Source organism: Geodermatophilus tzadiensis (assembly GCF_003002915.1).
GTDB classification, from domain to species: Bacteria; Actinomycetota; Actinomycetes; order Mycobacteriales; family Geodermatophilaceae; genus Geodermatophilus; species Geodermatophilus tzadiensis.
On record NZ_PVTG01000007.1, the window covers coordinates 113,140 to 138,997 of the forward strand.

Sequence of the window (25,858 nt, forward strand, 5' to 3'; positions counted from 1 at the left end):
CCATCGCAGCGCGGCGGCCCCCATCGACCTCGTGCCAGGAAGGCCGGCCGGGCCAGGGCATCCGGGCGGCCGTGGCCGTGCGACTGGAGGACGTACGCGCTGAGGCGGTCGTGTGGGCAGCAACAGCTCGAGCCAGTCGCTGCGATCACCCCCACCAGCCGGACCTCCGGAGTGGCGAAGCCGACCGCGTCGAGGACGGCGCCCGCGAGCAGGGGGACCGGTGCCCGGGAGGGCGGAGGTCAGGCCGTAGGACCGGCCGAGGGACAGTCCGGGCCCCGTTCCAGCCGTGACGACGGCAGCGGGACCCCAGCGCCCGAGGTGATCCTGCAGGGCGACGTGGACACCGAACAGGCCGAGGATGCCGAACAGCGCGCCGGTGAGGGCCGGCCACGCCGCGACGGCGGCGGATCGAGGATCACCGGCGAGGAGGCGGATGACGGTGCTGGCGGCGATCAGCACGCCGAGGACGGTGGTGGCGGCGGAGCTCGCCCGAAGGGCCGTGAGCGACACGTGGATTCCTTCCGTTCCCACTCGCCGGCCGGTGTGGTGCTCGGGCTCAGCCGGCGTGGAGCCGACCATCCGGTACCTGAGGTGTCACACCTGTGGGAGGCCCGGTGGAACACCGGTTCGCGGCGGTGCCGACGGCCGATGGCCCCGGGCTCTGCGCGAGTGGACTCTCGGCGGCGGCTACCCCGGCACGGTGCGCTGGTCGGGTCGCTGCTGCACGATCGGCCAATAGGGCGCCCTCGACACCGGCCAGCTGGCAGGCACGGCACCCCGGGGAGCCCTCGAGGAGGTCAGTAGGCGGTGTCTGACGGATCCGTCCCAGCCACTGGGTCCCGTGGCGACTCAGCGGAGAGCTCGAGCCCTCCACAGGGCCGCCGGAGCCGTAGTTGGACGCGGGTCGAGCGAACAGCACTCGAGCTCTTCGACCGGCACGGTGTGGAGGCAGTGACGGTTGAGCAGATCTGCGCGGCGGCCGGTATCGGTCCGGCGACCTTCTACCGTCACTTCGGCACCAAGGACGGGGTGCTGTTCGCGTACCGGCCGTTCTTCCTCGAGGCCATCCGGGAAGCCGTCGCCCGGGCACCGACCGGGACGACCGCAGACCAGTTGGAAGGCGCCCTCCTGGGCTTCGCCGACTACCTCGAGGTGCACGCCGAGGAGTTGGCCATGCGCGACCGCATCGTCACCGCCAACCCGGTCCTGCTGTCGCGCACGTTGCTCGTGCAGCGCGAGTGGGAGGCGGAGCTCGCCGGCGCCCTCGCAGCGGCACGCGACGTCCCCGACACCGATCCGACCGTCTGGTGGAACGCAGCCCTGGGACTCGTCGTCATCCGCGCTGCCTTCCGTCGCTGGCGAGGCGGGACCACCGCCACACTCCGGCAGTGCGTGGGTGAGAGCTTCGCAGAGGCCGCCGTGACCATCGGCAGGTGCACCGACCCAGAGCACCTGCACGGCGGAGTCCCCTCTCACCCTGCGTGACGCGCCGGTCATGCGTCATGGGCTCACTCGAGTCGACGCCTGCCGTGCCAGCGGTACCGCAGCACGGAGCGTCTGTCGCTGACTGCCGGAGCTCCTGGCTGATCGGCCTCACGCGACCCCGGGGTCAGACCCTGGCGCGAGGGCGACCAGCTCAGGGCACCTTCGAGCCAGAGGCGACCGATGACCCGTCGCGCGTGGAGACCGACCGGAGGAGAGGGACCGCAGTGCACTCGAACGAGGAACTCGCCGAGCTGTCGGCCGCCGGGGTGGCCGTGCGGCTCGATGTGTCGTCGCGGGATCGGCCGCGGGCGGCCACTGGCTCCGGCATCCAGTACGCACCGGCCAGCGCGATGGCCTGCAGGCCGAAGGGCACGGCATGGGGCAGCATCCGGGGCGCCCAGGCCGGCTGCACGAGCGCGGATGCCGTCAGGACACCGAGCGCGATGCCGGCGCTGCTGGCCAGACCAGGGAGGCGAGGACGCCCAGCGCGTACGTCGCGTAGACGAGCGTCGAGGTCGACGGCGAGAAGCCCCACAGCGCGCTGTGGTTCCGGTGGAGGGGCGTGGGGCGTGGGGGTCGCAGCCGCGAACAGTCCGAGGTAGATGGCGTGACCGGCCAGCCCGTAGGCCACCGGACGGAGAGCCGACGGCGGGGCGCGGCAGTCCTCGGAACGGTGCGGGGTGCCTGCGGAGTGGACAAAATCTCGTCTCCTCACGATGGTCGAGCCCCCGCAGGGAGTGGCCCGGTCGGCGACCGCACCGCGATGGCGAGCGGCGCAGGCGTGGCGGACAGGGAGGCACCGGGTGCGGCCCCTGGCGGGCCAGGAAGACGTCGCATCCCGTCGGGAGTCGCCAGGAGTCGGCCGTGACCCCGAGCGGATCGCACCTCGCCCGGCGTCCTCGACGAGGTCGACGCTCCTCCGTGCGCTTCCGGCTGACACCAGGGAGGCACCCTGGACACCACCCGAGCCTCGTCACGAGCGCCGGGGCCCGCCGACGCGACCAGTCCCGGCCGGCACTGGCGGGCGACTGTGGGGGTCGTTCCGGAGCGGGCGGGTCTCCAGCACCGGTGGACAGCGGGCTGCGAAGCGCGCGGCCGAGCTCGCCTCAGCCACACGGACGCCGGAGGTCACGTCCGGCACTCACGCCACCCACCTGAGCCGAACGCGCATGCGCATCGAGCTGGCCCGTGCCCATCACCTCTCCGGCGAACGGCCGAGCAGCTCCGGACGCGGGCCGGACGCTCGAGGGCAGTTCCTCACCGCGCACGACCTGTGCCGAGCAACGGGAGCGGACGGGTTCGCCGATCGCGCACGCCGCGAGCAGCGGGCCTGCGGTGAGGTCCTGCCCGAGCACGGTGCTCAGGAGGTTCGCGTGCTGTCCGCGCGGGAAGCGCGGATCGCCCGCCTGGCGGCTGACGGTTGGACGACCACGGAGATCGGAGCGCAGCTCCTCCTCAGCCCGCGGACCGTGGAGCGGCGCCCGCCCTCCGGCAGGGCTCAGAGCTCGCCACGCCGGTCGAACGCCTCGGCATCGTCACCGACGAGGTGGACCGCCCCCTCCTCGGCCGACGCGCCGGCCCCGTCGACACCCACGTCGCGGGCGTGCAGGTCGCGGCCGGGATGGCCCCACGGGAGATCGACGAGACGCCCGGATCGTCGGTCCCCCACCTCGGCGTCGAGGAGTTCGCCGTCGGTGTCGCGGCTGTCACCTAGGCCGTCGCCGTCGTCCTCGTCGAGGTACTCCGGCCACTCCCTGGCCAACCGGGCATCCAGGCTCTGTCCGGTGATCTGCTCCCAGTGCGTCGTTCCCCAGTCACCCACCGCCCACGGACGGTCGGGAGGAGACCAGCCGCTGTCGAGGACGTCCAGGACGCCGTCGGTCTGGTCGAGACTGTCCTGCGGTTGCAGCAGACCGGAGTCCTGCTCGGGGTCCGCCCCGTTCCAGCCGAGGATCGACATGGCTGGCCTCCTGCCGTCGATGTACTGGTCCGAGGCCGTTCGCCCCGGCTTGGTCGGCGCTCAGCCGAAGGTGAAGGCGTAGGCGTCCGCACCGGCCTCGAGGAACTGGACCTCCAGGGTCCGGTCCCGGACCTGCCCGTGCTGGCGCACCAGTTGGTAGAGGCGGCCCTCACGCAGGACACCGGTCCCGTCCTCGGCGACGTCCACACCGTGCGAGGCCTCAGGGACCTGGCCGTCGAGGAGGACCCGGAAGGGGATCGGCTGGAGAACGCCCGGCGCGAGGACCAGGTGGGCGTCGCGGGCGTGGAAGCGGATGACGATGCTCCCGCCGGCCTGCCGGACCTGCACGCTCTCGTCGCCGACTGACCAGTCACCGTGCAGGCTCCACTGCCCGGGACGCAGGCCCGACGACGGGTGAGGTGTGGACGGGCAGGCGCCCGCGGAACCGATCGGCGGTACGGGAGGCGTGCCCCGCTCACCACCTAGGTAGGTCTCGGGCGTCCGCAGGTCGACCCAGTCCGCCTCCGCTTCGACGCCGGTCGCGTCGACGTCGACGAGTGCCCGGTCGACGCTGAGCAGCCGCTGGAGGAGGCGCTCGGACTCCTCGTACCGGCCTTCGCCGGAGTACTCGTCGCGGATGACGCCATCGGCGTCGACGAAGTACAGCGCTGGCCAGTAGTGGTTGGCGAAGGACCGCCAGATCCGGTACTCGTTGTCGAGGGCGACGGGGTAGTCGATCCGCCGTTCCTCCGTCGCCGCCCGGACGGAGTCGAGGTCGCGTTCGAAGGGGAACTCCGGCGTGTGGACCCCGACGACCACGAGACCGTCGTCCCGGTAGGCCCGCGACCAGGCACGGATGTAGGGCGCCGTGCGCAACCAGTTGATGCAGGTCAAGGTCCAGAACTCGACGAGGACGACGTGTCCGCGGAGCGCGGCACTGCTCAGCGGGTCGGTGTTGAGCCAGCCGGTCGCTCCCGCGAGGGGAGGCATGTGGACACGGGTGAGCATGTCGGACCTCCGGGGTGTCGCGCGCTCCAGGGGGTCGAGGGCACCCAGGGGCGCAGCCTGAAGTCCCCGGTCGCGGCCCCACCCGCCGCGGTCTCTTCCGGGCGACAGGTGGGGCGTGCAGGTAGCGGTCCGGGTGGGCGGGCTCCAGTGGGAGTCCGTGCTGCCGGTCCCGCGCCTGGGCGTCGACCGGTGACCCGCCCCCGCCGCGCGCCGGTCAGCTGGGTGGCTGCTCGCCGGTCTGCTCGCGCAGCATGAACTCGGCGTACCACTCCGGCCAGTCAGGGTCCGCCTGACCGGTGCGGGACTCGTGCGCGGCATGGGCGGCCGCCGCCCGGCGCAGGGCCCGGGACAGGTCGTCCGCCGACGTGTAGGTCGTCTCCCCCTCGACCCGGCCGGGGAACCGGGCGGTGATCTCCTGCAGCACCCAGCCGTTGCCGTCGGGGTCGGTGAAGTCCAGGAAGGAGCCGTAGGTGCCGCGATCGGGGTGCGGGCCGGGCACCGGCGGGTCGTTGCCGGGGAACCTGCAGGCGTAGCCGTCCTGGCAGTGGTAGATGCCGCTGTTGGGCACTCCGCGGGCCACGAGCTCGGCGTGCGCGGCCTCGATGTCGCCGACGATCAGGTGGAGGCTCTGCGCCGACCCGGGCGCCGCCGAGGTGACGTTCGTGCCGAACTGGATCGAGCACGCCGATCCCGGTGGCGTGAACTGGACCCCTCGGAAGTGGTCGCCCACCGTGGAGTCGCCGTCCAGCCGCCAGCCCAGCCCCTGGTAAAAGGCGATCGCCCGGTCGACGTCGGACACCGGGATGACGATCACCTCCAGCTTCATGTCGATCGTCGCGACGCCCGCGACTGCGGCGCCCTCGTTGCCCCGGATCTCGGTGGTGCTCATCCCGCCCTCCTCGATGTCTCCGACGAGGTCGACGCTCCCCCCCGGATCGCCGCCTCACACCAGGGAGACACCCTGGGCGGCCCCCTGGGATCCCGAGCTCCACGCCGGGCCGTGGGCCGATCCGTGCGCGGGCACTCGCCGTGCGCACTGACTCGCTCGAACCGATCAGCGGGCTCCCGTCGGTGTGGTGAGAGTCACTATCATCCCGGGCGCCACCCTCGCCGGTGGCCTCGACCTGAGCGTCCTGACCCACGAAGTGGGCGGTGTGGCATGGCCCCTACCACCTCCCTGCCCCGCCTCCTCGGGCGGCGCAACGAGTCCGACGAGCTGAGCAGCCTCGTGGCGGCAGCGAAGGCGGGACGCAGTCAGGTGCTGGTCCTGCGTGGCGAGGCCGGGATCGGCAAGACCGCCCTGCTCGAGGTCGTCCTGGAGCGCGCGGTCGGCTGCCACGTGGCGCGTGCATCCGGGGTCGAGTCGGAGATGGAACTGGCGTTCGCGAGCCTGCACCAGCTGTGCAGCGCCTTCCTCGACCGGCTGGACGGCCTGCCCGCTCCGCAGCGGGATGCGTTGGGCACGGCGTTCGGGCTGCGGTCTGGCAGTGGCCCGGACCGCTTCCTCATCGGCTTGGCCGTGCTGACCCTGTTCGCGGACCTGGCCGAGGACCGGCCGTTGGTGTGCGTCGTCGACGACGCCCAGTGGCTGGACCAGGCCTCCGCGCAGGTCCTGGAGTTCGTCTCGCGGCGGCTCGCCGCAGAACGGGTGGCGCTCGTGTTCGCCGTCCGTGACCCCGACGGTGACGGCCGGCTCGCCGGTCTACCGGACCTGCAGGTCGCGGGCCTGGGTCCTCACGACGCGGCCGCACTCCTGCAGTCGGCCCTGACCGGGCCCCTCGACCCCCGCGTCCGTGAGCGCATCCTCGCCGAGAGCCACGGCAATCCCCTGGCGCTCCTGGAACTGCCCCGGGGGCTCTCCACAGCCGACCTGGCCTTCGGCGGCGACCCCGGCGACACCACCACGTCCCTGTCCCTCCGCCTCGAGCGCACCTTCCTGCACCAGGTCGAGCTCCTCCCACCCCCGGCCAGGCGCCTGCTGCTCACCGCCTCGGCCGAACCGGTGGGCGACGTCCCGCTCCTGTGGCGCGCCGCCGACCTGCTCGGCATCGAGCCCGAGGCCGCGACGACGTGCGAGGCCGCTGGCTTGATCGAGCTGCGGGACCGGATCCGCTTCCGGCATCCGCTGGTGCGGTCGGCCGTCTACCGGTCGGCCACCCCGTCCGACCGCCGCAAGGTCCACGCAGCTCTCGCCGAGGTGACCGACCCCGACCTCGATCCCGACCGGAGAGCCTGGCACCGGGCGTGCGCGGCGACGGGGCCGGACGAGGTTGTGGCTGCCGAGCTGGAGCGCTCAGCCGATCGGGCCCTCGCGCACGGCGGTCTGGCCGCAGCCGCCGCCTTCCTGGATCGCGCGACGGCGTTGACGCCCGATCCCGCCCGACGAACCCAGCGCGCCTTGCAGGGGGCACAGGCCAAGGTGACCGCCGGCCAGTTCGCCGAGGCGTCGAGTCTGCTGACCGCAGCCGCCCTGGGATCGATGAGCGAGGCGGACCGAGCACGGCGCGACCTGCTGCTGGCGCAGATGTCCTTCGCGGCCAACCGCGGCAACGAGGCCCTGCCGCTGCTGTTGGAGGCGGCACAGCGACTGGAACCACTCGACCCGCGGCTCGCCCGGACCACCTACCTGGACGCGCTGGCAGCGGCGCTCTTCGCCGGCCGATTCGCGGCCGGCCCCACCGCCCGGCACGTGGCCGAGGCCGCCCGGAGCTCCCCGCCGGCACCCTCGGCCGGCAAGGGTGACGTCCTGCTCGACGGGCTCGCGGTCCGGTTCACCGACGGGTTCCCGGCGTCTGTGCCGGCCTGCCGCCGAGCAGTGCGGATGTTCACGGACGGCGAACTGAGCCTGGACGAGGCCCTGCGGTCCGCGTGGCTGGCGGCGTCCACGGCGGTGTCCCTGTGGGACGACGCCGGCTGGGACGTCCTGACCCGCCGACACCTGCAGACCGCTCGGGGGGCCGGCGCTCTCAGCGCACTTCCGCTGGCCCTCACCAGCCGGGTCTTCGTGCACCTGTTCACCGGAGACCTGACCGCGGCCTCGTCCCTGGTCCAGGAGATCCAGACCGTGTCGGAGGTGACCGGAGGCGTGGGCGCGCTGGCCCCGTACGGCGAGGCGTGCCTCGCGGCGGTCCGCGGGGAGGCCGAGAAGGCGGACCGGATGACCGCGAGCTGCCTCGAGGACTTCCTCAGCCGCGGGGAGGGAGTGGGCGTCAACATGATGCAGTGGGCCCGGGCCGTACTCCACAACGGCCAGGGTCGCTACGAGGAAGCCCTGCGGGCCGCCCGGGACGCGGCCGCCGACCCGTTGGAGCTGGGCCCACCACAGTGGGCTCTGGTCGAGATGGTCGAGGCGGGAGTCCGGTCCGGCGACGCCAGGGCTGCCGCCGAGGCCACCGACCACATCTCGGCGATGGCCCGCTCCAGCGCAACCGACTGGGTGCTGGGCGTCGAGGCGGCCAGTCGCGCCCTGCTCAGCGACCGAGGCAGCGCCGAGGACCTCTACCGAGAGGCCATCGAACGCCTGGGCCGGACCTCCCTGCACGTCACCCATGCCCGGACCCGCCTGCTGTACGGGGAGTGGCTGCGCAGAGAGGGGCGCCGCGTCGATGGCCGCACCGAGCTGAGGGCGGCGCACGAGACGCTGAGCACAATGGGCGTGCGGGGCTTCGCCGAGCGGGCCCGTCACGAGCTCCTCGCCACCGGCGAGACGGTGCGCAAGCGCACCACCGAGGCGCCTACCGAGCTCACGCCCCAGGAGACGCACATCGCGCAGCTGGTGGCGCAGGGACTCACCAACCCCGAGATCGGTGCGGCCCTGTTCATCAGCGCCCGCACCGTCGAGTGGCACCTGCGGAAGATCTTCGCGAAGGTCGGCGTGGCCACGCGCCGCGAGCTGCGCCGGTCGATGGTGGACATCGACAGGGCGTCCGCGAGCGCCTGACGCCTGCGGCACACCGGCCAACGAGGTCACCGGCTCCCGGTCAGGCGCCCCCCTCCGCGGGGCGCGACGACCGACCCCTGGCCGCCGAGCCCGTCGGCCGGCCAGGGTCTTCCCCTGGGGCGAGCACGGCCCCCGACGCGTCACGGTCTCCCCTGACACCGACAGGTGCCGGCCAATCGACACGAGGAGACCCACCGTGGACATGGAGCTCGAAGTCGTCTCAGTGCACGTCGCCGACGTCGACCGCGCCAAGCAGTTCTACAAGGAACTGGGCTGGCGCGAGGACGCCGACTTCCCGGGCGAGGGGGGCTACCGCGTCGTGCAGATGACACCGCCCGGATCGCCCGCATCGATCCACTTCGGCACCGGAACCGTCCAGCCGGACGGCCCCGTGCAGGGCCTGTTCCTCGCCGTCTCCGACGTCGAGGCCGCCCGCAGCGAGCTCATCGCGCACGGCGCACAGGTCAGCGAGGTCTTCCACGACGCCCACAAGGGCCCGCTGCGGGCCGATCCCGCGGCCCGGCTCAGCGGACCGCACCCCCAGCACCTGAGCTACGCCTCCTACGCGACCTTCAGCGACCCGGACGGGAACACCTGGGTCCTGCAGGAGATCACCACCCGCCTCCCGGGCCGCTGACACCACCGCCCGGGCGGGCGACGAGGGTCGACGCACCGTCCCGGGCGTAGCGCGCAACCGCCCCCAGAGCGAGAGGACCACCATGGACGTCGGCACCCTGACCGGCCTGCTCCGCGAGGCCGAGGAGCACCACGGTCCCTACGAGGCAACCGCCCCTCCGCACCACTGGTCGGGCTGGTACGCCGCCTACATCGTCGCCCGTGAGCACGGCCGCAGCCCCGAGGAGGCCATCGCCGAGGCGTCCGGGCATCTCGAGGGGACGCACCGATGACGACCGACTACGACGTCATCGTCCTCGGCGCCGGCGCGCCCGGCGAGCACTGTGCGGCCGCGCTCGCCGCGGGGCGGCTGCGCGTTGCGCTCGTCGAGCGCGAGCTCGTCGGCGGGGAGTGCTCGTACTGGGCCTGCATTCCGTCCAAGACGCTGCTGCGCGCCGGCGAGGCCGTGCACGCCGCACGGGAGACCGGCGCCACCGCGCAGGTGGACGTGCAGGCCGCCCTGGCCTGGCGAGACTTCATGGTGTCGGGCCACTCCGATGCCGGCCAGGAAGGCTGGCTCGCCGACAACGGCATCGACCTGCTCCGCGGGACCGGCCGGCTCGCCGGGCCGGGAGCCGTCGAGGTGGACGGCACCCGGTACACCGCCGCCCACGTCGTCCTCGCCTGCGGATCCGACCCCGTGCTGCCGCCGGTTCCCGGCCTGCAGCAGCTCGAGGGCGTGTGGACGAACCGGGGCGCGACGGGCATGACCGAGGTGCCTCGCCGGCTGCTCGTGCTGGGTGGCGGTGCCGTCGGCGTCGAGATGGCGCAGGCCGTCCGGCGCCTCGGCGGAGAGGTCGCCCTGGTCGAGAGGGGAGACCGGCTGCTGGCCCGGGAGCCGGCGCCGCTCGGCGACGCGCTCGGCGAGGTGCTGCGCCGCGACGGCGTCGAGGTGCTCCTCGGCACCCGGGTCGACCGGGCACGTCGCGAGGGCACCGACTTCGTGCTGACGCTCGGCGACGGTCGCGAGCTGCGGGGCGACCGGCTCCTCGTCGCCACCGGCCGCCGCGCTCGGGTCGAGGGGGTGGGCCTGGAGACCGTCGGGATCTCCCCCGACGCACGGGGCGTCCCGGTCGACGGCCGGCTCCGGGCCGCCGAGCGCACCTGGGCCATCGGCGACGTCACCGGCCTGTGGCAGCTCACCCACGTCGGCAAGTACCAGGCCAGGATCGTCGCGGCGAACATCCTCGGCGAGCCACGCGAGGCCAACTACGAGGCGGTGCCCCGGGTGGTGTACACCGATCCCCAGGCGGCCGCGGTGGGCGCGGCGGAGGGGCTCCACTCCGCCACGACCGCGGTGTCCGACGTCGCCAAGACGGCGACCTGGACCCGGGAGTACGGCCGGAGCATCGGTCACCTGACCCTGCTCAGCGATGGCCACCGGCTCACCGGCGCGCACGCCGTCGGCCCGGAGGCCGGCGAGTGGCTGCAGCAGGCGACCCTGGCCATCCGGGCCCATGTCCCGCTCGGGGTGCTGGTGGACACCATCCAGCCGTTCCCGACGTTCTCCGAGATCTTCCTCGCCACGCTCGGGCGACTGACCGCGACGGTAGCGCCGGGACGACGCGAACTCGTCGAGGCGGCACCGTCCTGATCCGCCCGCTCTCGCCGCCCCGCCGACGATCTCCGGAGCCTTCCCGTGGGAGCCCCGGAGATCGTCGGCGAGCGGCAATGGACCACGTCCGGTACCGAGGTGGCCGTCGGGGGCGGTGTGTCCTGCGCTCCCGGGCCCGGGGGCTCAGAGGTCGAGCGCCAGATCGGTGACCGGCGTACTGCAGCAGATGAGCGCCCGACCGTCGTGGGGCCGCTCGAGGGGCTCGGACGAGTAGGTGACGCGGCCGTCCAGGACGGTGCTCTCGCAGGTGTGACACGTCCCGTTGCGGCACGAGAAGCGCACGGGCACGTCGCAGGCCTCGGCCAGCTCCAGCAGGGTGCCCGAGCGCGCGTCCCAGGGCACCGTCAGCCTGCTTCTCACGAAGCTCACCGCGGGACCGGAACCCGGCGGCTGGGCCCCCGGGGGTGGGTGCGGTGCCCGGGGTGTCCCCGTGGCCACGATGCCCGACGTGGTGGCGCCCTGGCTGCCGAAGACCTCGACGGCGACCCGCTCCGGCGGCACCCCGCGCGCCGCCAGGCCCGCGCCCAGGTCGCGGAGGAAGCCGGCGGGGCCGCACAGGTAGAAGTCCGCGTCGAAGGGCACCGCGGCGTCCTCGAGCACGCCGGCGTCGAGCCGGCCCACCACATCGGGGCGGCCGCCCGCGCCGGGCCGGGGCCGACTGTGGGCGACCAGCCGGTGGGCGTCGGGCAGCCGCGCCAGGAGCTCGTCCACCTCGGCGGCGAACGCCTGCTCGGCGTCGTCCCGGGCGCCGTGCACCCACCACACCGCCCGAGTATCGCGCCGCAGGGCCAGGCTGTGGAGCATCGCCAGGACCGGGGTGGCGCCGACGCCCGCGCTGACCAGCACGACCGGACGCTCGCCGGGGCGGAGCGTGAACTGTCCCCGCGGGGCGGCGACCTCGACGAGGTCCCCGACCTGCACGGTGCGGTGCAGGAGGCCGCTGGCCGAGCCCCCGGGTTCCAGCTTGACGCTGACCCGGTAGCCCGCCTGCGGGTCCGGCGGACCGGACATCGAGTAGCTGCGCAGCACCGGGTGCGCCTCGGCGTCGGGCTGCAGGCGCAGCGTCAGGTACTGGCCCGGGTCGGCGGCCGGCACCGCATCGCCGTCCGCGGGGAGCAGGCGGAACGAGCTGATCGTGCTGCTCTCGGCCTGCTTCGCCATCACCCGCATCGGCCGGAAGCCCTCCCAGGCCGGCCGGGACGCGGCCTCGTCGGGAGCCTGGTCGAGCAGCGCCTGGAAGCTGTCGTGCCAGCCCCGGCTCAGCGCCGGGATGGCGACCGCCCGGCGAAGGGTCGCCCGCGACCGACCCGGCAGGTACAGGAGAGCGTCGACGTCGGCCACGGTGAGACGCTGCTCGGCCTCACCGGTCTTGACGATCTCCTGACCTGCCTCGACCAGCCCCTCCTGGAGGACCCGCAGGTAGAACCCGGGCCGGTGGTGGGTGACCAGGAGCGTGGGCATCTCGGGGACGTCCAGGCGGATGCCGACGCGATAGCAGGTGACCCGGGGCTGCGTGACCTCGAACTCCGCCTGCCCGATGCGGTACCGGTCGCCGATGCAGACCTCGTCGTCGGGCAGGCCCTCGACGGTGAAGTTCTCGCCGAACTGGCCGTAGCCGAAGTCGTCCCGACCGAGGACCTGCTCCCAGTAGCGGTAGGACCCGATCTGGTACACGAAGACGGCACGGTGCTCGCCGCCGTGAGCCAGCCGGTCGGCCTGGTCGTCACCGTCGATGTTGGTGCGGCGCACCATCCGGGCGCCGGGGACGGGCTCCTTGTAGACCGCGGTGCGGACCGTCCTCCCCCGCCAGGACAGCTCGCGTGGTCCGCCGACGTTGATCGACAGCAACCGGTCGGTCATCCGCGTGACCTCCTCCTGCACTGGTCGCCCCGGCGTCGGCGGCGCGACTACAGGGCGCGCAGTACGGGATCGGCATCCTCGTCGTGGAAGAACTGCGAGTGGTCGCCGGCGTCCCATGCCTCACGGAACCCCGGTGCGCCCAGGTCCCAGTCCGGCCGGATGTCCCGGGTGACCTCGCGCAGGTCGCGCCGGAGGTCGTCGACCGAGGGGCGACCCCAGTACCAGTAGCCGTTGTAGAGGCTGTAGATCACGAGGCCGGGCTTGAGCACGAGCGTGTGCGGGACCATCGGGTCGTGATAGGGGTCGGTGTACTCCTTGATGTCGAGGTCCTTCTGGACCTTGCGGCCGGCATCGGACAGGAAGGTCCAGTTGGCGCCGACCGAGGCACGGAACTCGCGGGTGGTGACGATGTTGTCCGTCGAGATCGTCACGATGCGCGTGTAGGCGACCGCGAACTCCGACTGCACCGCCGCGAGCTTGAGATGCTGCTGGTTGTCCTTCGGGCAGTAGTGACCACGGGAGAGCAGCAGGACCATCGGGTCGTTGCCCTGCAGCTCGCTCAGCCGCCGTCGCTTCTTGGTGTGGTCGGTCAGTTCGTAGTCGGGGAACGTCCCGCCGGGGACGATGTCGGCGCGCATGGCGTGCTCCTGTGACGATTACGGCCGCCGCGGTCGGCAGACGTCGGGTCAGCGCCCGGGGCGGACGGATGGACGGCGAAACCATCGCTGCAGCCACCGGTCCAACAGCCGCCCGAGCGCCTGGAGATGCTCGAACGCATCCGGGGACCACATCTCGCCGACCTCCCAGCCGGATCGGGTGCTGTGGGAACAGCGAGCAGTCTGGCGAGCACCCGGGATCATCGCGCCCGTGGAAGTCCCGGGCCGACAGCCCTGGTCGGGCCTGGGGCCGACCGTGAGCCCGACCTCTCACGGCCTCAGCGGCAGTCGTCCGGTCGGGCCCGAATGGTTCCGCCGGGTCGTCGGCTTCGCCTGACGACCGGGCGCAGCCGCGTCGCCGGGGGCTCGTTCGCTCAGCCGACCGGGAGGCGGCCGGGGCTGACCTCCGGTGGCGGCTCCGGTGACGGCTCCGGCCGCACGCTGCCGCCCAGGTGGACGTACGCCATCCCCTCCGCAGGGCCGCACGTGTTCACGTGCTGCCTCCTCCCTGGCCCAGTGGCGGGTGAGGCCACGGTCGTCAGCCGGGCAGTCGCTCGCACCCGTGAGCGCAACCGGGGACCGCCCGGACTCCGCGCACCACGGCACGGGTCAGCGCCGGCCGCCCAGCCGTCTTGGGCGAGCGACCTGGCGACCACGAGCTGGGACGTGGGTGCCCGCGCCCTGGCAGGCCGCGGCCAGTGGGTTCCACGGGCGCGAGGACCCGCGGCACCACCGAGGCTCACCGCCATGACCGACAAGACCCCGTCCACCTGGTTCGTCACCGGCGCCTCCTCGGGCATCGGCCTCGCCGTCGCCCGCGCCGCAGCTGATCGCGGCGACAACGTCGTGGCCCTGGCCAGGACCACCGCGGCGATCCAGCCGCTGGTCGAGCAGCACGGCTCCCGCGTCCTCGCACAGGCCGTCGACGTCCGACGCCCGGCCGAGGTCCGGGACGCCGTCTCGAACACCCTCGAGGCGTTCGGCCGGATCGACGTCGTCGTCAACAACGCCGGCTACGGACTCTTCGGCGCGGTCGAGGAGTCCACCGACACCCAGGCCCGGGACACCTTCGACACCAACGTCTTCGGGGTCCTCCACGTCCTGCGGGCGACGCTGCCGGTCCTGCGCGCTCAGCGCAGCGGGCACGTCCTGCAAGGGTCGTCGTACTACGGCCGGATCGCCGAGCCGGGGGTCGGGCTGCTCAGCGCCACCAAGTACGCCGTCGAGGGCCTCACCGACGCCCTGACCCCAGAGCTGGAGCCCCTGGGCATCAAGGTCACCCTGGTCGAGCCCGGACCGACGGCGACGGCCTTCGTGTCCAACCTGGACGTCGCCGAGTCGATCGCCGACTACGACCAGACGGTGCGGGAGGTGCAGAAGGCCATCGGCGACCTGCCGCCCGAGACCTTCAACGCCCCCGACCAGGTCGCAGCGGCGGTGCTCGCCGTCGTCGACGCCCCGCGACCTCCTCGGCGCCTGGTCACCGGCAGCTTCGCCGTGAAGGCGATCCGGGAGGCCCTGGAAGACCAACTGGCCGAGCTCAAGGAGTGGGAGGCCACCGCCCTCGCCGTGGACGACGTCCTCGTGGCCTCGTGATCCCGGGCCCACCGGACCCTCGGACGCCCGTGACGGCATCGGCACCCCGGACGACCTCCGGCGCCCGGCCGACTCGAGTGCGCGAGCAGCGCAATCGGACGGGCCGGCACCACAAGTCATCGATCACGTCTCGGCCTGAGCACCCGCACGCAGGCCGGCCCCCGAGAGACGCCCCCGGAAAGGCAGACACATGCCGCGCATGACGGTCGGCCGAGAGAACGGCCAGGACATACAGATCCACTTCGACGACCACGGCGACGGCCCGCCGGTCGTGCTGATCCACGGCTACCCGTTGGACGGACGGTCCTTCGAGAAGCAGGAGCGTGTCCTCCTCGGTGCCGGACACCGGGTCATCACCTACGACCGGCGGGGCTTCGGACGATCCAGTCAGCCCTCCACCGGCTACGACTACGACACCTTCGCCGCAGACCTGGAGATCCTGCTCGAGACCCTCGACCTCTCGGACGTGGCGCTGGTGGGCTTCTCCATGGGCACCGGCGAGGTCGCCCGCCACTTCGGTCGCCGCGGCTCGGGCCGGGTCAGCAAGGCGGTGCTCATGGGCTCGGTGCCCCCGTTCCTCCTGCGCACCGACGACAACCCCGACGGCGTCGACGGCCAGGTCTTCGCGGACATCAAGCGCGCAGTGCTCGCCGACCGGCCGGCGTACTTCAGAGCCTTCTTCGACGACTTCTTCAACGTCGACCAGTACGCCGGCACCCGGATCAGCGACCAGGCATACCAGGCTGCCTTCGCCACCGCGCTCACGATGTCTCCTCTGGCGGCGCACGACTGCGTGGACAGCTGGCTGACCGACTTCCGGGACGACGTGGCGGCCATCGACGTCCCCACCCTGCTCCTCCACGGCGATGCCGACCGGATCCTGCCCTACGCGGCCACCGCGGCACGGCTTCCGGCACTGGTGAAGGACCTGACCGTCATCACCGTCGAGGGTGGCCCGCACAACATCGCGTGGACCCATCCCGAGGTCGTCAACCCGGCTCTCCTGGAGTTCCTGCACTCCTGAGGCGGCGCCACCCGACACCCCGCCCCGCACGGGCGGGCGGAGGTGTCCCGCGCCATCCACCCGGAGGCCGGGCGGTCGATCCGCCGCCCAGGCGGCACCTGCACCAACACCCGGAGAGGGTGACCCCGATGGGAAATCCCGTCACCACCGCGCCGGACCGCGCCCTGCAGACGCGCTACACGACCGTCGACGGGCTGGCGATCCGCTATGCCACCAGCTCGGCCCGCCCGGACCAGGCGCTCCTCTTGTCCCCCTGGCCGGAGAGCCTGTACGCGTTCGAGCCGATGTGGCCCCAGCTGGCCGACCATGCCCAACTCGTGGCCGTGGACCTGCCTGGCTTCGGCCAGTCGGAAGGACGCCCCGACCTGCTGTCCCCCAGGGCCATGGGCGAGTTCGTCGTCCGGATCGCCGATCACCTCCAGCTCGACCGCCTCCACGCCGTCGGCCCCGATGTGGGCACCAGCGCGCTGCTGTTCGCGGCGTCGACCCACCCGGATCGGTTCCGGAGCCTCGTCGTCGGCAGCGGCGCGACCACCTATCCGCTGGAGCTCGGCGAACCGCTGACCCGCTGGGTGCACACCCCAGACCTCGCCCGCTACGAGGCGATGGACCCTCGGCGGATCGTCGCCGGGGCGCTCGACGGCATCTCGTCGGCGTACCAGCTCCCCGAGCACGTGCGCGAGGACTACCTGTCGGCCTACGACGGAGAACGGTTCGTTGCGTCGATGGCGTACGTGCGGTCGTACCCGACCGAACTGGCCGCGCTGGGCCCCGTCCTGCCCCGCGTCACGACGCCGGTGCAGGTCATCGCAGGCGCCCGCGACGGCGCCGTCCCCCCCACCAATGGGCGCTACCTGCACGACCGACTGCCCGCGAGCAGGCTGGACGTGATCGACGCGGGTCACTTCACCTGGGAAGACGCTCCGGACACCTACGCCCGGCTGGTCGCGAACTGGTGGGCGCGCACGTAGGAGCCCCGCCGACGGAGGAAGACCTCGCTGGGCCATGTCCGCGCTGCGCCTCAGCGCTCCTCGCCCGCGCCGCTGCGGACCGCCGGACAGCGGCCGACACGGGCGGCACCCGACCATCGAGCCACGCGCCTCACAACACCAACGCATCCGAGAGGAGAAGTCACGCATGCGCATCCAGCGGATGCCCTGGGCGGGCATCAGGATCGAGACCGCCGACGGTCGGGTCGCCATCGACCCCCTCTTCACCCTGGAAGACGGCTGGGGGCCACCGAAGGACCCCTTCTACCCCCTGACCGACTTCGGGCCGGTGGACGCGGTGCTCAGCACCCACTTGCACACCGACCACTTCGACGCCAAGGCCATCGCCGACTTCTACGGCGCCGACCTCCCGGTCTACGTTCCCGACCAGGCCGTGGACGAAGCGCGGCGCAGTGGGCTGACCGGCATAGCCGGCGCCACCGTCGGCCAGCCGATCCAGATCGGGTCGCTGACCATCACCCCGACCTTCTCCGTCGACGGGATCGGGGACGCACAGCACGCCTACGTCGTCGAGGCCGACGGACGCCGCATCCTCCACTGCGGGGACACCCTGTGGCACGGCTACTGGTGGAGGATCCAGCAGCAGTTCGCCGCCTTCGACGCCGTCTTCCTGCCGGTGAACGCCGCCACCGTGGAGTTCCCGGGAGTGATCCCCAGCGGGCTACCGGTCATCATGTCGCCCGAGCAGGCGGCCGCGGCAGCCGTGGTGCTCGAGGCCGAGCAACTGGTCCCCATCCACTACGGGACCTTCCACAACCCTCCGTGGTACACCGAGACACCCGACGTCCTGTCCCGGCTGGAGACGGCCACCAAGGACAGGGTGGCGCTCACGATCATGGAGGCGAAGGACGAGCTCACCCTGGCCTGAGCGCTGCGGCATGCCGCCGCGGAGTCCTGCAGCAGCTTGCCGGGCTGCTGCGACGGAAACCCTCGTGCGTGCTCAGCCGTCAGCCGCTCCCGCCATCTCCCGTGCGTCGTCCACGTCCCACAGCGGCTCACCTCGCTCCGTGAAGCGGCTGACTGCCTTCCGGCAGCACCAGGGTTGCGGACGTACTCGCGGGCTCGGACGACGTTCCTGGCAGCGAACGATCACCCTCAGTCGCCATCACCGGCGATGTGCACGGGCTCGTCTCCCCCGAGGTGGCCCGCGAGGCAATGGCCGTCCTGCGCACCGCCCTGACCGAATGAGGGTCGCCTGCTGGTGGTCAAACCGCCCGAAGACGCTGCAGGGGCCGTTCCGGATCTCTCCGGACACGGCCCCTGAGCTGCGGTCTCCCGCCCAGTCACATTCGAGGGGTTCGCGCTGGTTCGTGACAGTGGTCCATGCCCAGGTCAACGGTCTGTGACGTCCACTGTCGTCCGCCTCGATTCGTCGCCGTTCGGAGCGCGTTGCTGTACCGGTTGCTGTCCTTCTCCCCCGCGCTCGGGCGTGTCAGTGAGGTCAGAGGCGGGCCATGATGAAGTACCCCTCACCGTGCATGGCGGGATCGGGCGGATACGGCCGCCGAGCAGGACAGCTACGACCGTCACAACCACGCCCGGACACCCTCTGACGCGACGACGTCCACTTCGGCCGCGCTGACCAGCCGCCGGCGCTGCTGCCGTGCTGGCGATGGTCGACAGGTGACCGCTCGGTGCCCCTGAAAGGTCGACCGGCCGCCGTCTCCCCGTGCGCAACGCTGCCCGCTCGGCGTGCCGGGTCCTCCGGTGGAGAAGAGGATGGAGACGCACCGGATCGCAGGGCGGCCGGGATCGGTGTCGGCGCCGCGGGCCTCCTCGGGCGTCCTGTCGGTCGGTGGACCGCAGGGCGCCACTCAGCTCTGCGCCGACCTGCGCGAGGAGGCTCCATGGTCACCCCCGATCCCGTCGCCGGTACCGAGTTCTGGCGTGACATCAAGCCGATCGACAAGGAGAAGGTCTTCCGCAAGGACGCGGCACCCGAGGTCTTCCTGCCCGACACGATGTCCGACGACGACCGCTTCTTCGTACCGCTGTCGGAAACTGTGTTCACTCGGCCGCTGTGGATCTCCCTGGCCCAGAACCGGTGGGCCGATGTCCTCATGGCCAAGCAGCCAGGCCTGGTCAACCGGCACTATCACCCTCACCAGGTGTTCGGCTACACCCTCTCTGGCCAGTGGAGTTACCTCGAGCACGACTGGGTCGCCACCGCCGGCACCTTCGTCTACGAGGCACCTGGCGAGGCCCACACGCTGGTGGCGCATGAATCCCCCGAGCCCATGCGCGTCCACTTCAACGTCACCGGACCGCTGATCTGGCTCGACGAGAACGGGGAGCCCAACGGCACGTTCGACGCCTACGACTACCTGGAACTAGCGCGCGAGCACTATGAGAAGGCCGGTCTGGGTGCCGAGGCGGTGAACAAGCTCCTGAGGTAGACCTGACCGCCGTCGGCCGCGAGCGCAGCCATCGTCCCGGGCCGGTCAGGCCTGCCTACACGGGTGGAGCCGAGGAGACTCGAACCCCGGACCCCACACTGTCAGGGCGGCTGAGGGGGGCCGGGGCGGTACGTCAGAGTTCATCTGCGCAGGTCAGGAGGCGACATCGTCGTCGCCGGACTCCTGCGGACGACCATGAACACCGTTGTCAGGCCACCATGGTGGCACCACACGGCAGCCGCCTGACCGACCATCGAGCGCCGCCTGAGCGCCGATGACCGGACGGCCTTTGCCTCGGGGGCTCGTGATGGGCTCACCTGGACGATGCACGACCATCTGGTCATACTTGTGACCATGACGACGCTGTCGCTGGCAGACGCCAAGGCGCACCTGTCTGCCCTGGTGGCCCGGGTCAGTGGCCAGCACGAGCGGGTCTACGTGACAGTCCACGGCAAGCCGTCGGCCGTCCTGGTGGCGACGGAGGACCTCGAGTCCCTGGAGGAGACGATCGAGATCCTGGCCGATGCCGACACGATGCGGCGACTGCACACCTCGGATGCCGAGCTGGCCCGCGGCGAGGTCGAGACGCGCGAGGAGCTGGACGCGGCCATGCGCCGCCGCCTCGGCTCCGGCAGGTGACTGGGCAGCCGGCGCCCTACGTCCTGGCGATCACGCCGACCGCCCGCCGCCAGCTCGCCGAGTACCTGCCGGAGGCGGTCGCCGCGGCCGCGTACGAGTTCATCACCGGCCCACTGCTGGACAGCCCGCAGCGGGTCGGCAAGCAGCTCCGTCCCCCGCTGGAGGACCGGTACAGCGCGCGCCGCGGCACCTACCGGGTCATCTATCGCATCGACGACGACAGTCACACGGTGACCGTCGTCGATGTCGCCCACCGCCGGGATGCGTATCGCTCCGGCCGTTGACCACCCATCGCAGAGTTGCTGCGGAGAACAGCACCTGCGACCGCTTGACCCCCAGCCGTCGGCCGAGGGTTCATGCAGGTTCGTCTCACTCCATCTGCCCAGGTCAGCTGGTACACGGGACGGCAGCGGACAGGAGTGAACAGCCCCGACCCTGGTCCGATGGTGGTCAAGGATCGCCACGCCCACTTGCACTAAGGCGTCTGGTGCACCCGCCTCTGCCCGTCGCGGAGCGTGACGGTGTCTCGGAGGGTCCTGCAGTATCCGGCCGCCACGTGCGCGGACGTGGCGCCGGCCTCCGGGACCGGGCATCCCTGCGCGGACCGTGGACGGAGGGGGTCATGGTCGAGCTCGGCCGCGGACGGCGGGGTGCACTGGCCGACTGATCTCGTCGTTGCCGACCTCCGCACCTGCCCCTCAGCGCAGCGAGCCCGGTCGGCGATCCAGCCCTCGGGTATCCACCAGCTCCCGATCGGTGAGGGTCCGCCTGGGCGGACAGACTTCCCGGGCTGGGGCAAGCCCCAGGCGCGCTGGACCACCGGAGGTTCGTCGGTGCTGCCCCGGTTGACCCCCACCAGCCCGCGGGTGCGCGGCTCCCCGCCGCAGGCGGCGCGCATCCGCGAGCCTGCGGCGCGCAGGCTGCGCGTCCCACGGGCATCGCCGAGGCGGTGATCCGGATGCCGTGCGCCTCCGGTCTCGCTCAGCGGTGGATGTCGTGCCCCTCCAGCAGGTACAGCTCCGCCCGGGACGGCAGGCCCTCCCAGTCACCGTCGACGGTGACCGCGAAGGCGCCGGCGGCCGCCGCGGTGCGCAGGCGCTGTGCCGGCTCCGCACCGGCGAGCGTGTCGGCCAGCCAGCCGGCGGCGAACGAGTCGCCCGCGCCGACGGGATCGGTCTCGCGCACCCGGAAGACCGGCGCGTCGAGCACGACGCCGTCGACGACGGCCGTGGCGCCGTCGGCCCCGCACTTCAGCAGGACGCTTGCGGGCCCCATCTCGCTGAGCGCGCGGGCCAACTCGACCGGCGTCCGGCCGGGCACGAGCAGCTGCGCCTCCGCCTCGGTGGCGAAGACGATGTCGGCGCGCTCGACGAGCCATCGGTACTCCGCGGCCGAGTCGCGGCCCTGCCAGAGCGACGACCGGTGGTTCAGGTCGAGCGACACCAGGGTCCCGGCCGCGCGAGCCTCACCGACGGCCAGCCGGACCGCCTCTCGCGCCGAAGTGGACAGCGCCGGCGTGATCCCGCTGACGTGAACGGCCGCGGCGGCCCGGACCGCCCCGACGTCGATGTCGGACGGTGCCAGCCGGGCTCCGGCGCCGTCCGCGCGCCGGTAGCTCACCCGTGTGGTGCCACTCGCGCGCCGCTCCTTGAACATCAGCCCGGTCGGCGCATCCGGGTCCACGACCACGCCGGAGACGTCGACGCCCTGTCCGGCGAGGGTCTCCCGGATCAGCGCGCCGAACTCGTCGTCGCCGACCCGTCCGATCCACGCGGCGCGCACACCCAACCGAGCGGCGCCGATGGCGACGGTGCTCTCGGCCCCTGCTATCCGCAGGTCGAGGCTGCGGGCCCGGCGCAGTGGGCCGACCTGGGGAGACGACAGCGCGGCCATCGTCTCCCCGATCGCGAGCAGTCCCGGGGTCATCGAATCGCCGCCCGCGCGGTCGCGACTGCCGCCACGACCTCCTGCGCCCGTGCCGAGAGACCGTCCTCGCCGTCCAGCGGACCTCCCGTCAGTGCGTTCCCCAGCAGCGGGCTGCCGATGCCGAGCGCGACGGCCCCCGCCGCGACGTACTCGGGGACCTGCTCGAGGCGCACACCCCCGGTGGGGATGAACGGCACGTCGTCCAGCGGCGCGCGCAGTTCCCGCAGGTAGCGCGGGCCGCCGACGCTGGCGGGGAACAGCTTGACCGCCGTCGCGCCCGCCCCCCACGCGGTCGTGGCCTCGCTGGCGGTGAACGCACCCGGGTACCAGGACAGCCCCGCGGCGACGACGGCGGCACCGACGGCGGGCACGGTGTCGGGGCACACGATGAACCGGGCTCCTGCATCCGCGGCGGGACCGACCTGCCCGGCGGAGCGGACGGTGCCGACGCCGACGTCCACCCGGTCGCCGAACCGGTCCCGGGTCGCCGTGATGGCAGCCAGCGCGCCAGGGGTGTTCATCGTGATCTCCAGGCAGGTGACCCCGCACGCCACCAGGACGTCGATCACGTCGCCGAGCCGCTGCCCGTCTGCGGCACGGAGGATCGCGACCACCCCGGTGTCCTGCAGCTGGTGGCTCATCGGCCGGCGGGGCGGCGAGGCGGTGGGGAGTCGGCTCATCGTGCGGGACCTCTCTCGTCCGTGCGGGACATGTCCAGTGGCGTGCCGGGGCGTTCGGTCCAGCCGGCGAGCGGGCCGTCGTACGGGGTGGCGGCCGGGCCGGTGACGCCGACGTCGGCGACGAACAGCCGGCCCGCCAGCGGTTCCTGCCGGCGCACCCGCTCGGGCAGGCCGAGCGGGGAGGTGCTGATCACCAGGAGGCGCCCGTCGGCGCCGGCGAAGCAGCAGCTGGTCGGCTGGGACACCGGCAGGTCGACGGCGGTGAGCAGCTCCCCGGTGGGGGCGTAGCGGCGCACCTGCCCGCCACCCCACATGGCCACCCAGAGGCAGCCCTCGTCGTCCGTGCACAGTCCGTCCGGTCCGCCGGCGCCCGGTTCGGCGACGACGAGCGGCCGGCGACTGCCGAGGGTCCCGGAGTCGACGTCGTAGTCGAAGGCCCAGATGGTGGCCGGACCGGAGTCGACCAGGTACAGCACCGTCCCGTCGGGGCTGGAGGCGATGCCGTTGGAGACGGTCAGGCCGGTCAGCAGCCGGGTCACCGTCCCGTCGGGGTCGACCCGGTAGAAGTTGCCGGACCCGGGCGACGCGTCGAACGCCATCGTGCCGGCGAGCAACCGCCCAGCGGGATCGCAGGCAGCGTCGTTCATCCGGGTGCGACCGAGTTCCTCGGTGGACAGGTCGAGGAGGCGGCGGACGGAGCCGTCGGCGGAGAGGTGCGCGAAGCCGTCGTCGGCGGCGAGGACCCATCCCCCGCCGCGGGCCGGCAGGACCGCGCCCACGGTGCCGCCGACGTCCACGACCCCACCGGACTGCAGGGTGCCGCCGCCGGCCAGGGCGCGGTGCACACGGCCGGCCAGCAGGTCGACCCAGAGCAGCTCCTGTCGGTCGGCGTCCCAGACCGGCCCCTCGCCGTGCTCGGTGACCGGCCCGTCGACCGGCCGGGCGATCAGGTCCGCCACGGTTCTCCGTCCTCTCCTGCGTCGAGTGCCACCCACCACCGGCGCGGCCGGCCGGGCGCCACGGTCCACACGTTCCCCGCGGCGGCCGCACGGTCGAGCCGGTCGTAGAAGCCCGAGCTCGGTTCGATCGCCAGCACGTCCCCGGCGGCCAGGTGTCCCCGGTCGAGCCAGATCCCCAGGTACGGCAGGTCGCCGGGGTCCCACGTCAGGCGCAGCCAGCCGCCGTCGGGGTCCACCAGCGCCGCACCGTGCAGCGCGGGCGAGCCCGTCGGGTCGACGTACCACTTGCCGCAGCCCCCGGGCGCCACGAGCCGGCCGGGGTCGACGGTGGCGGGCCACGACCCGGACTCGGGGTCGTCGCCGTCGACGCGCAGGACCGGCACCGGCTCGGGCAGCACCAACCGCGTGCCGGGACGCAGCGCGAACTGGGGATGAGCGGCCCACAGGAGAGGGACCACGCGGTCCCCGGTGACGGTGAGCTCGTAGTCGAGCCGGATCCCGCACGGGGTTCCGGTGACCCGTCGCCGCAGCCGGAAGGGCAGGCTCGCGCCGTCGACGGCGTGCTCCGTGACGTCGCCCGACCAGGGCCGGCACCACAGGTCGCCGTGGTCCCCGACAGCCACCTGCCGGCCGCCCTCGTCCAGGAGGCAGGGGTCGATGCTGGGCAGCATCTCGTCCCAGCCGGCCAGCGGGCCGTCGGTGAAGCGGTCGTCCGGCCCGCCGGGGCGGCGGCCGGGCCGGTCGTCGTCGGCCAGCCACTGCCGTCCCCGGGGATCGGTCAACCCGGTCAGCCGCGCGCCGTGAGCCAGGTCCACCTCCCAGGTCAGGCCGGCCGGCTCCGATGCGGGTCGGGTCATCCGGTCTGGGCCCGGTCCAGACGGTCCATGAGCGTGGCCATCTGGTCGCCGGCCTCGCCGAGCAGTTCCTCCATCCGCATCTGCGCCGCCACCGCGTCGCCCGACGAGACTGCGTCCACCAGAGCCCCGTGCATGTCGACGGCGTGCGGGGAGATGCCCTCCACGGCCACCTCGCCCGAGCGGGCCTCGAGCGCGGCGGCGACCGTCTTCGAGAGCTGGGCGATCATCGGGTTGCCGGACGCCCGCAACAGAGCCGAGTGGAACACGATGTCCGCGCTCGTCCACGCCCCGACGTCGCCGCGTCCGGCTGCCTCCACCATGGCCGCGTACGCCTCGCGCAACGCGCGCACCCCCGTCTCGTCCGCCCTCCGGGCCGCCAGGCCGGCGGCATGGGGTTCGACGGCGGATCGCATCTCCAGCAGCTCCCGGGTCACGGCCGCGTAGTCGCTGCTGCGGATGCGCCAGAGGATGACGTCGTGGTCGAGCACGTCCCAGTCGCTGCTGCCGTGCACCCGCGTGCCCACGTTCTGCCGGGCGGACAGCAGCCCCTTGGCCTCGAGTACGCGCAAGGTCTCACGGACCACGGTCCGCGAGACGCCGTAGCGCTCGCACAGCTCGTCCGGGACCAGCACGGTGCCCTCGGGGATGGCTCCGCTGACGATCTGTGAGCCGAGCTCGTCCACGACGGTGCCGTGCAGTCCGCGCCGCGCCCTCACGCGAACCTCACGCCGAAGCCGCCGTCGACCGCCCAGTCGGCGCCGGTGACGAAGGACGCCGCGTCCGAGGCGAGGAAACAGGCCACCTGAGCGACCTCGGCGGGAGTGCCGATGCGCCCGAGCGGCTGGACCCCGAGCACCCGCTCCTCCTCCCCGAGGCCTCGGCGCTCGGCGAAGTACTCCTCGGCCAGCGCGGTGCGGATGTAGCCGGGCGAGAGGGCGTTCACGCGGATCCCCTTCTCCGCGACCTCGAGCGCGAGGCTGCGGGTGAGCCCGACGAGCCCGGACTTGGCCGCCGCGTAGGGGAACATGCCGCGTTGGGTGAGCCGGGCGTGCAGCGACGCGATGTTGACGATGCTGCCCCGGCCCGCGGCAGACATCGCCGGCAGCACCGCGCGCGAGCACAGCCAGGCACCCTTCAGGTCCACGCCGAACACGTCGTCCCAGTCCTGCTCGGACATGGCCACGGGGTCGAAGTAGGCGTTGCGACCGGCGTTGTTGACCAGCGCCGTGGGCACGCCCAGCTCCGCCTCGGCAGCCGCCACCCACGCGGCGACGGAGTCGGCGTCGGTGACGTCGGCCGGCTGGAAGAACACCCGGTGCCCCTCGCCGGTCAGCCGCGCGGCCAGCTTCTCGCCTGCCTCCGCCGCGAGGTCGCAGAACGACACCGCGGCCCCCTGGCCGACGGCGGCCTCCACGACGGCGGCGCCGATGCCCTGCGCCCCGCCGGTGACCAACACGACCGCCCTGGCCATCGGCGCCGGCACGGTCGTCACCGGGCCTCGGCCGGACGGCGCGGCGCCGCCGGTGGGATGGGCTGCGGTCATGCGGGACTCCCTCCGGAGTACACGAACTG

At 72.9% G+C, this 25,858-nt stretch carries 23 protein-coding genes and 1 pseudogene; 13 read left to right on the forward strand and 11 right to left on the reverse strand.

Features of this window, described 5'->3' with window-relative positions:
- The first annotated feature begins 807 nt into the window (after positions 1 to 807).
- Entirely contained in the window at positions 808 to 1,485 is a 678-nt protein-coding gene (locus LY71_RS11230) for a TetR/AcrR family transcriptional regulator (RefSeq protein WP_106277416.1), read from the forward strand.
- Positions 1,486 to 2,654: 1,169 nt separating this feature from the next.
- A pseudogene (locus LY71_RS24680) lies at positions 2,655 to 2,948 on the forward strand (LuxR family transcriptional regulator); the annotation flags it as partial.
- A 35-nt stretch (positions 2,949 to 2,983) separates the two neighbouring features.
- Here LY71_RS24680 and LY71_RS24130 read toward each other — a convergent pair.
- The 3 genes from LY71_RS24130 to LY71_RS11255 all read right to left on the reverse strand — a co-directional run bounded on the left by LY71_RS24130 (position 2,984) and on the right by LY71_RS11255 (position 5,342).
- Positions 2,984 to 3,445, reverse strand: a complete 462-nt coding sequence (locus tag LY71_RS24130) for a DUF5709 domain-containing protein (RefSeq protein WP_106277420.1) — start codon at positions 3,443 to 3,445, stop codon at positions 2,984 to 2,986.
- A gap of 60 nt (positions 3,446 to 3,505) precedes the next feature.
- The gene (locus tag LY71_RS11250) at positions 3,506 to 4,435 is read right to left on the reverse strand and encodes a redoxin domain-containing protein (protein WP_245887836.1); all 930 of its coding nucleotides are present in this window, start codon (positions 4,433 to 4,435) and stop codon (positions 3,506 to 3,508) included.
- A 232-nt stretch (positions 4,436 to 4,667) separates the two neighbouring features.
- Positions 4,668 to 5,342 (reverse strand): VOC family protein, encoded by a 675-nt coding sequence (locus LY71_RS11255; RefSeq protein WP_106277424.1) that lies wholly within the window; start codon positions 5,340 to 5,342, stop codon positions 4,668 to 4,670.
- 123 nt (positions 5,343 to 5,465) lie between these two features.
- Here LY71_RS11255 and LY71_RS11260 point away from each other — a divergent pair, with 123 nt between their 5' ends.
- From LY71_RS11260 to LY71_RS11275, 4 genes are all read left to right on the forward strand, one after another.
- Complete coding sequence (locus tag LY71_RS11260) at positions 5,466 to 8,393, forward strand: ATP-binding protein (protein ID WP_245887837.1); 2,928 nt, start codon at positions 5,466 to 5,468, stop codon at positions 8,391 to 8,393.
- Positions 8,394 to 8,595: 202 nt separating this feature from the next.
- Positions 8,596 to 9,030: a VOC family protein gene (locus LY71_RS11265; protein WP_146146113.1), complete on the forward strand. Its 435-nt coding sequence runs from the start codon at positions 8,596 to 8,598 to the stop codon at positions 9,028 to 9,030.
- An 82-nt stretch (positions 9,031 to 9,112) separates the two neighbouring features.
- Positions 9,113 to 9,301, forward strand: a complete 189-nt coding sequence (locus LY71_RS11270; protein WP_106277430.1) for a bleomycin resistance protein — start codon at positions 9,113 to 9,115, stop codon at positions 9,299 to 9,301.
- On the forward strand, positions 9,298 to 10,662 hold the full coding sequence (locus LY71_RS11275) for a dihydrolipoyl dehydrogenase family protein (RefSeq protein WP_106277432.1): 1,365 nt from the start codon (positions 9,298 to 9,300) through the stop codon (positions 10,660 to 10,662). Before LY71_RS11270 ends, LY71_RS11275 begins: the two co-directional genes overlap by 4 nt.
- A gap of 144 nt (positions 10,663 to 10,806) precedes the next feature.
- Here the strand turns inward: LY71_RS11275 and LY71_RS11280 are convergent, their stop codons facing one another.
- A complete protein-coding gene (locus tag LY71_RS11280; RefSeq protein WP_106277600.1) occupies positions 10,807 to 12,543 on the reverse strand; it encodes an MOSC and FAD-binding oxidoreductase domain-containing protein in 1,737 nt (578 codons plus the stop codon).
- A gap of 47 nt (positions 12,544 to 12,590) precedes the next feature.
- Entirely contained in the window at positions 12,591 to 13,181 is a 591-nt protein-coding gene (locus LY71_RS11285; RefSeq protein WP_211297273.1) for a redoxin domain-containing protein, read from the reverse strand.
- Between the two features lie 765 nt (positions 13,182 to 13,946).
- Between LY71_RS11285 and LY71_RS11290 the strand changes: the two genes are divergently transcribed.
- The 7 genes from LY71_RS11290 to LY71_RS11320 all read left to right on the forward strand — a co-directional run bounded on the left by LY71_RS11290 (position 13,947) and on the right by LY71_RS11320 (position 20,148).
- Positions 13,947 to 14,795 (forward strand): SDR family NAD(P)-dependent oxidoreductase, encoded by an 849-nt coding sequence (locus LY71_RS11290; protein ID WP_106277434.1) that lies wholly within the window; start codon positions 13,947 to 13,949, stop codon positions 14,793 to 14,795.
- 199 nt (positions 14,796 to 14,994) lie between these two features.
- Positions 14,995 to 15,819, forward strand: coding sequence for an alpha/beta fold hydrolase (locus LY71_RS11295; protein WP_245887838.1), 825 nt, complete (start codon positions 14,995 to 14,997; stop codon positions 15,817 to 15,819).
- 128 nt (positions 15,820 to 15,947) lie between these two features.
- The gene (locus tag LY71_RS11300; RefSeq protein ID WP_146146114.1) at positions 15,948 to 16,790 is read left to right on the forward strand and encodes an alpha/beta fold hydrolase; all 843 of its coding nucleotides are present in this window, start codon (positions 15,948 to 15,950) and stop codon (positions 16,788 to 16,790) included.
- Between the two features lie 166 nt (positions 16,791 to 16,956).
- Positions 16,957 to 17,697, forward strand: coding sequence for an MBL fold metallo-hydrolase (locus tag LY71_RS11305; RefSeq protein WP_106277440.1), 741 nt, complete (start codon positions 16,957 to 16,959; stop codon positions 17,695 to 17,697).
- 979 nt (positions 17,698 to 18,676) lie between these two features.
- Positions 18,677 to 19,225 (forward strand): 2,4'-dihydroxyacetophenone dioxygenase family protein, encoded by a 549-nt coding sequence (locus LY71_RS11310; protein WP_106277443.1) that lies wholly within the window; start codon positions 18,677 to 18,679, stop codon positions 19,223 to 19,225.
- Between the two features lie 354 nt (positions 19,226 to 19,579).
- Positions 19,580 to 19,864 carry a type II toxin-antitoxin system Phd/YefM family antitoxin gene (locus tag LY71_RS11315; RefSeq protein WP_106277604.1) on the forward strand — a complete coding sequence of 95 codons (285 nt, stop codon included), beginning with the start codon at positions 19,580 to 19,582 and terminating at the stop codon, positions 19,862 to 19,864.
- The gene (locus tag LY71_RS11320; RefSeq protein ID WP_106277445.1) at positions 19,861 to 20,148 is read left to right on the forward strand and encodes a type II toxin-antitoxin system RelE family toxin; all 288 of its coding nucleotides are present in this window, start codon (positions 19,861 to 19,863) and stop codon (positions 20,146 to 20,148) included. The genes LY71_RS11315 and LY71_RS11320 overlap by 4 nt, the downstream gene beginning before the upstream one ends.
- A gap of 697 nt (positions 20,149 to 20,845) precedes the next feature.
- Here the strand turns inward: LY71_RS11320 and LY71_RS11325 are convergent.
- From LY71_RS11325 to LY71_RS11355, 6 genes are read right to left on the reverse strand one after another with little or no spacing between them, the layout of a single operon-like run.
- Positions 20,846 to 21,790: a sugar kinase gene (locus LY71_RS11325; protein ID WP_106277447.1), complete on the reverse strand. Its 945-nt coding sequence runs from the start codon at positions 21,788 to 21,790 to the stop codon at positions 20,846 to 20,848.
- Positions 21,787 to 22,470, reverse strand: coding sequence for a bifunctional 4-hydroxy-2-oxoglutarate aldolase/2-dehydro-3-deoxy-phosphogluconate aldolase (locus tag LY71_RS11330; protein ID WP_211297274.1), 684 nt, complete (start codon positions 22,468 to 22,470; stop codon positions 21,787 to 21,789). The genes LY71_RS11325 and LY71_RS11330 overlap by 4 nt, the downstream gene beginning before the upstream one ends.
- A complete protein-coding gene (locus LY71_RS11335) occupies positions 22,467 to 23,429 on the reverse strand; it encodes an SMP-30/gluconolactonase/LRE family protein (RefSeq protein ID WP_106277451.1) in 963 nt (320 codons plus the stop codon). Before LY71_RS11335 ends, LY71_RS11330 begins: the two co-directional genes overlap by 4 nt.
- Complete coding sequence (locus tag LY71_RS11340; RefSeq protein WP_106277454.1) at positions 23,417 to 24,286, reverse strand: aldose epimerase family protein; 870 nt, start codon at positions 24,284 to 24,286, stop codon at positions 23,417 to 23,419. Before LY71_RS11340 ends, LY71_RS11335 begins: the two co-directional genes overlap by 13 nt.
- Positions 24,283 to 25,002, reverse strand: a complete 720-nt coding sequence (locus LY71_RS23450; protein ID WP_170121314.1) for a FadR/GntR family transcriptional regulator — start codon at positions 25,000 to 25,002, stop codon at positions 24,283 to 24,285. The genes LY71_RS11340 and LY71_RS23450 overlap by 4 nt, the downstream gene beginning before the upstream one ends.
- Entirely contained in the window at positions 24,999 to 25,829 is an 831-nt protein-coding gene (locus LY71_RS11355; protein ID WP_211297275.1) for an SDR family oxidoreductase, read from the reverse strand. The genes LY71_RS23450 and LY71_RS11355 overlap by 4 nt, the downstream gene beginning before the upstream one ends.
- Positions 25,830 to 25,858 lie beyond the last annotated feature (29 nt).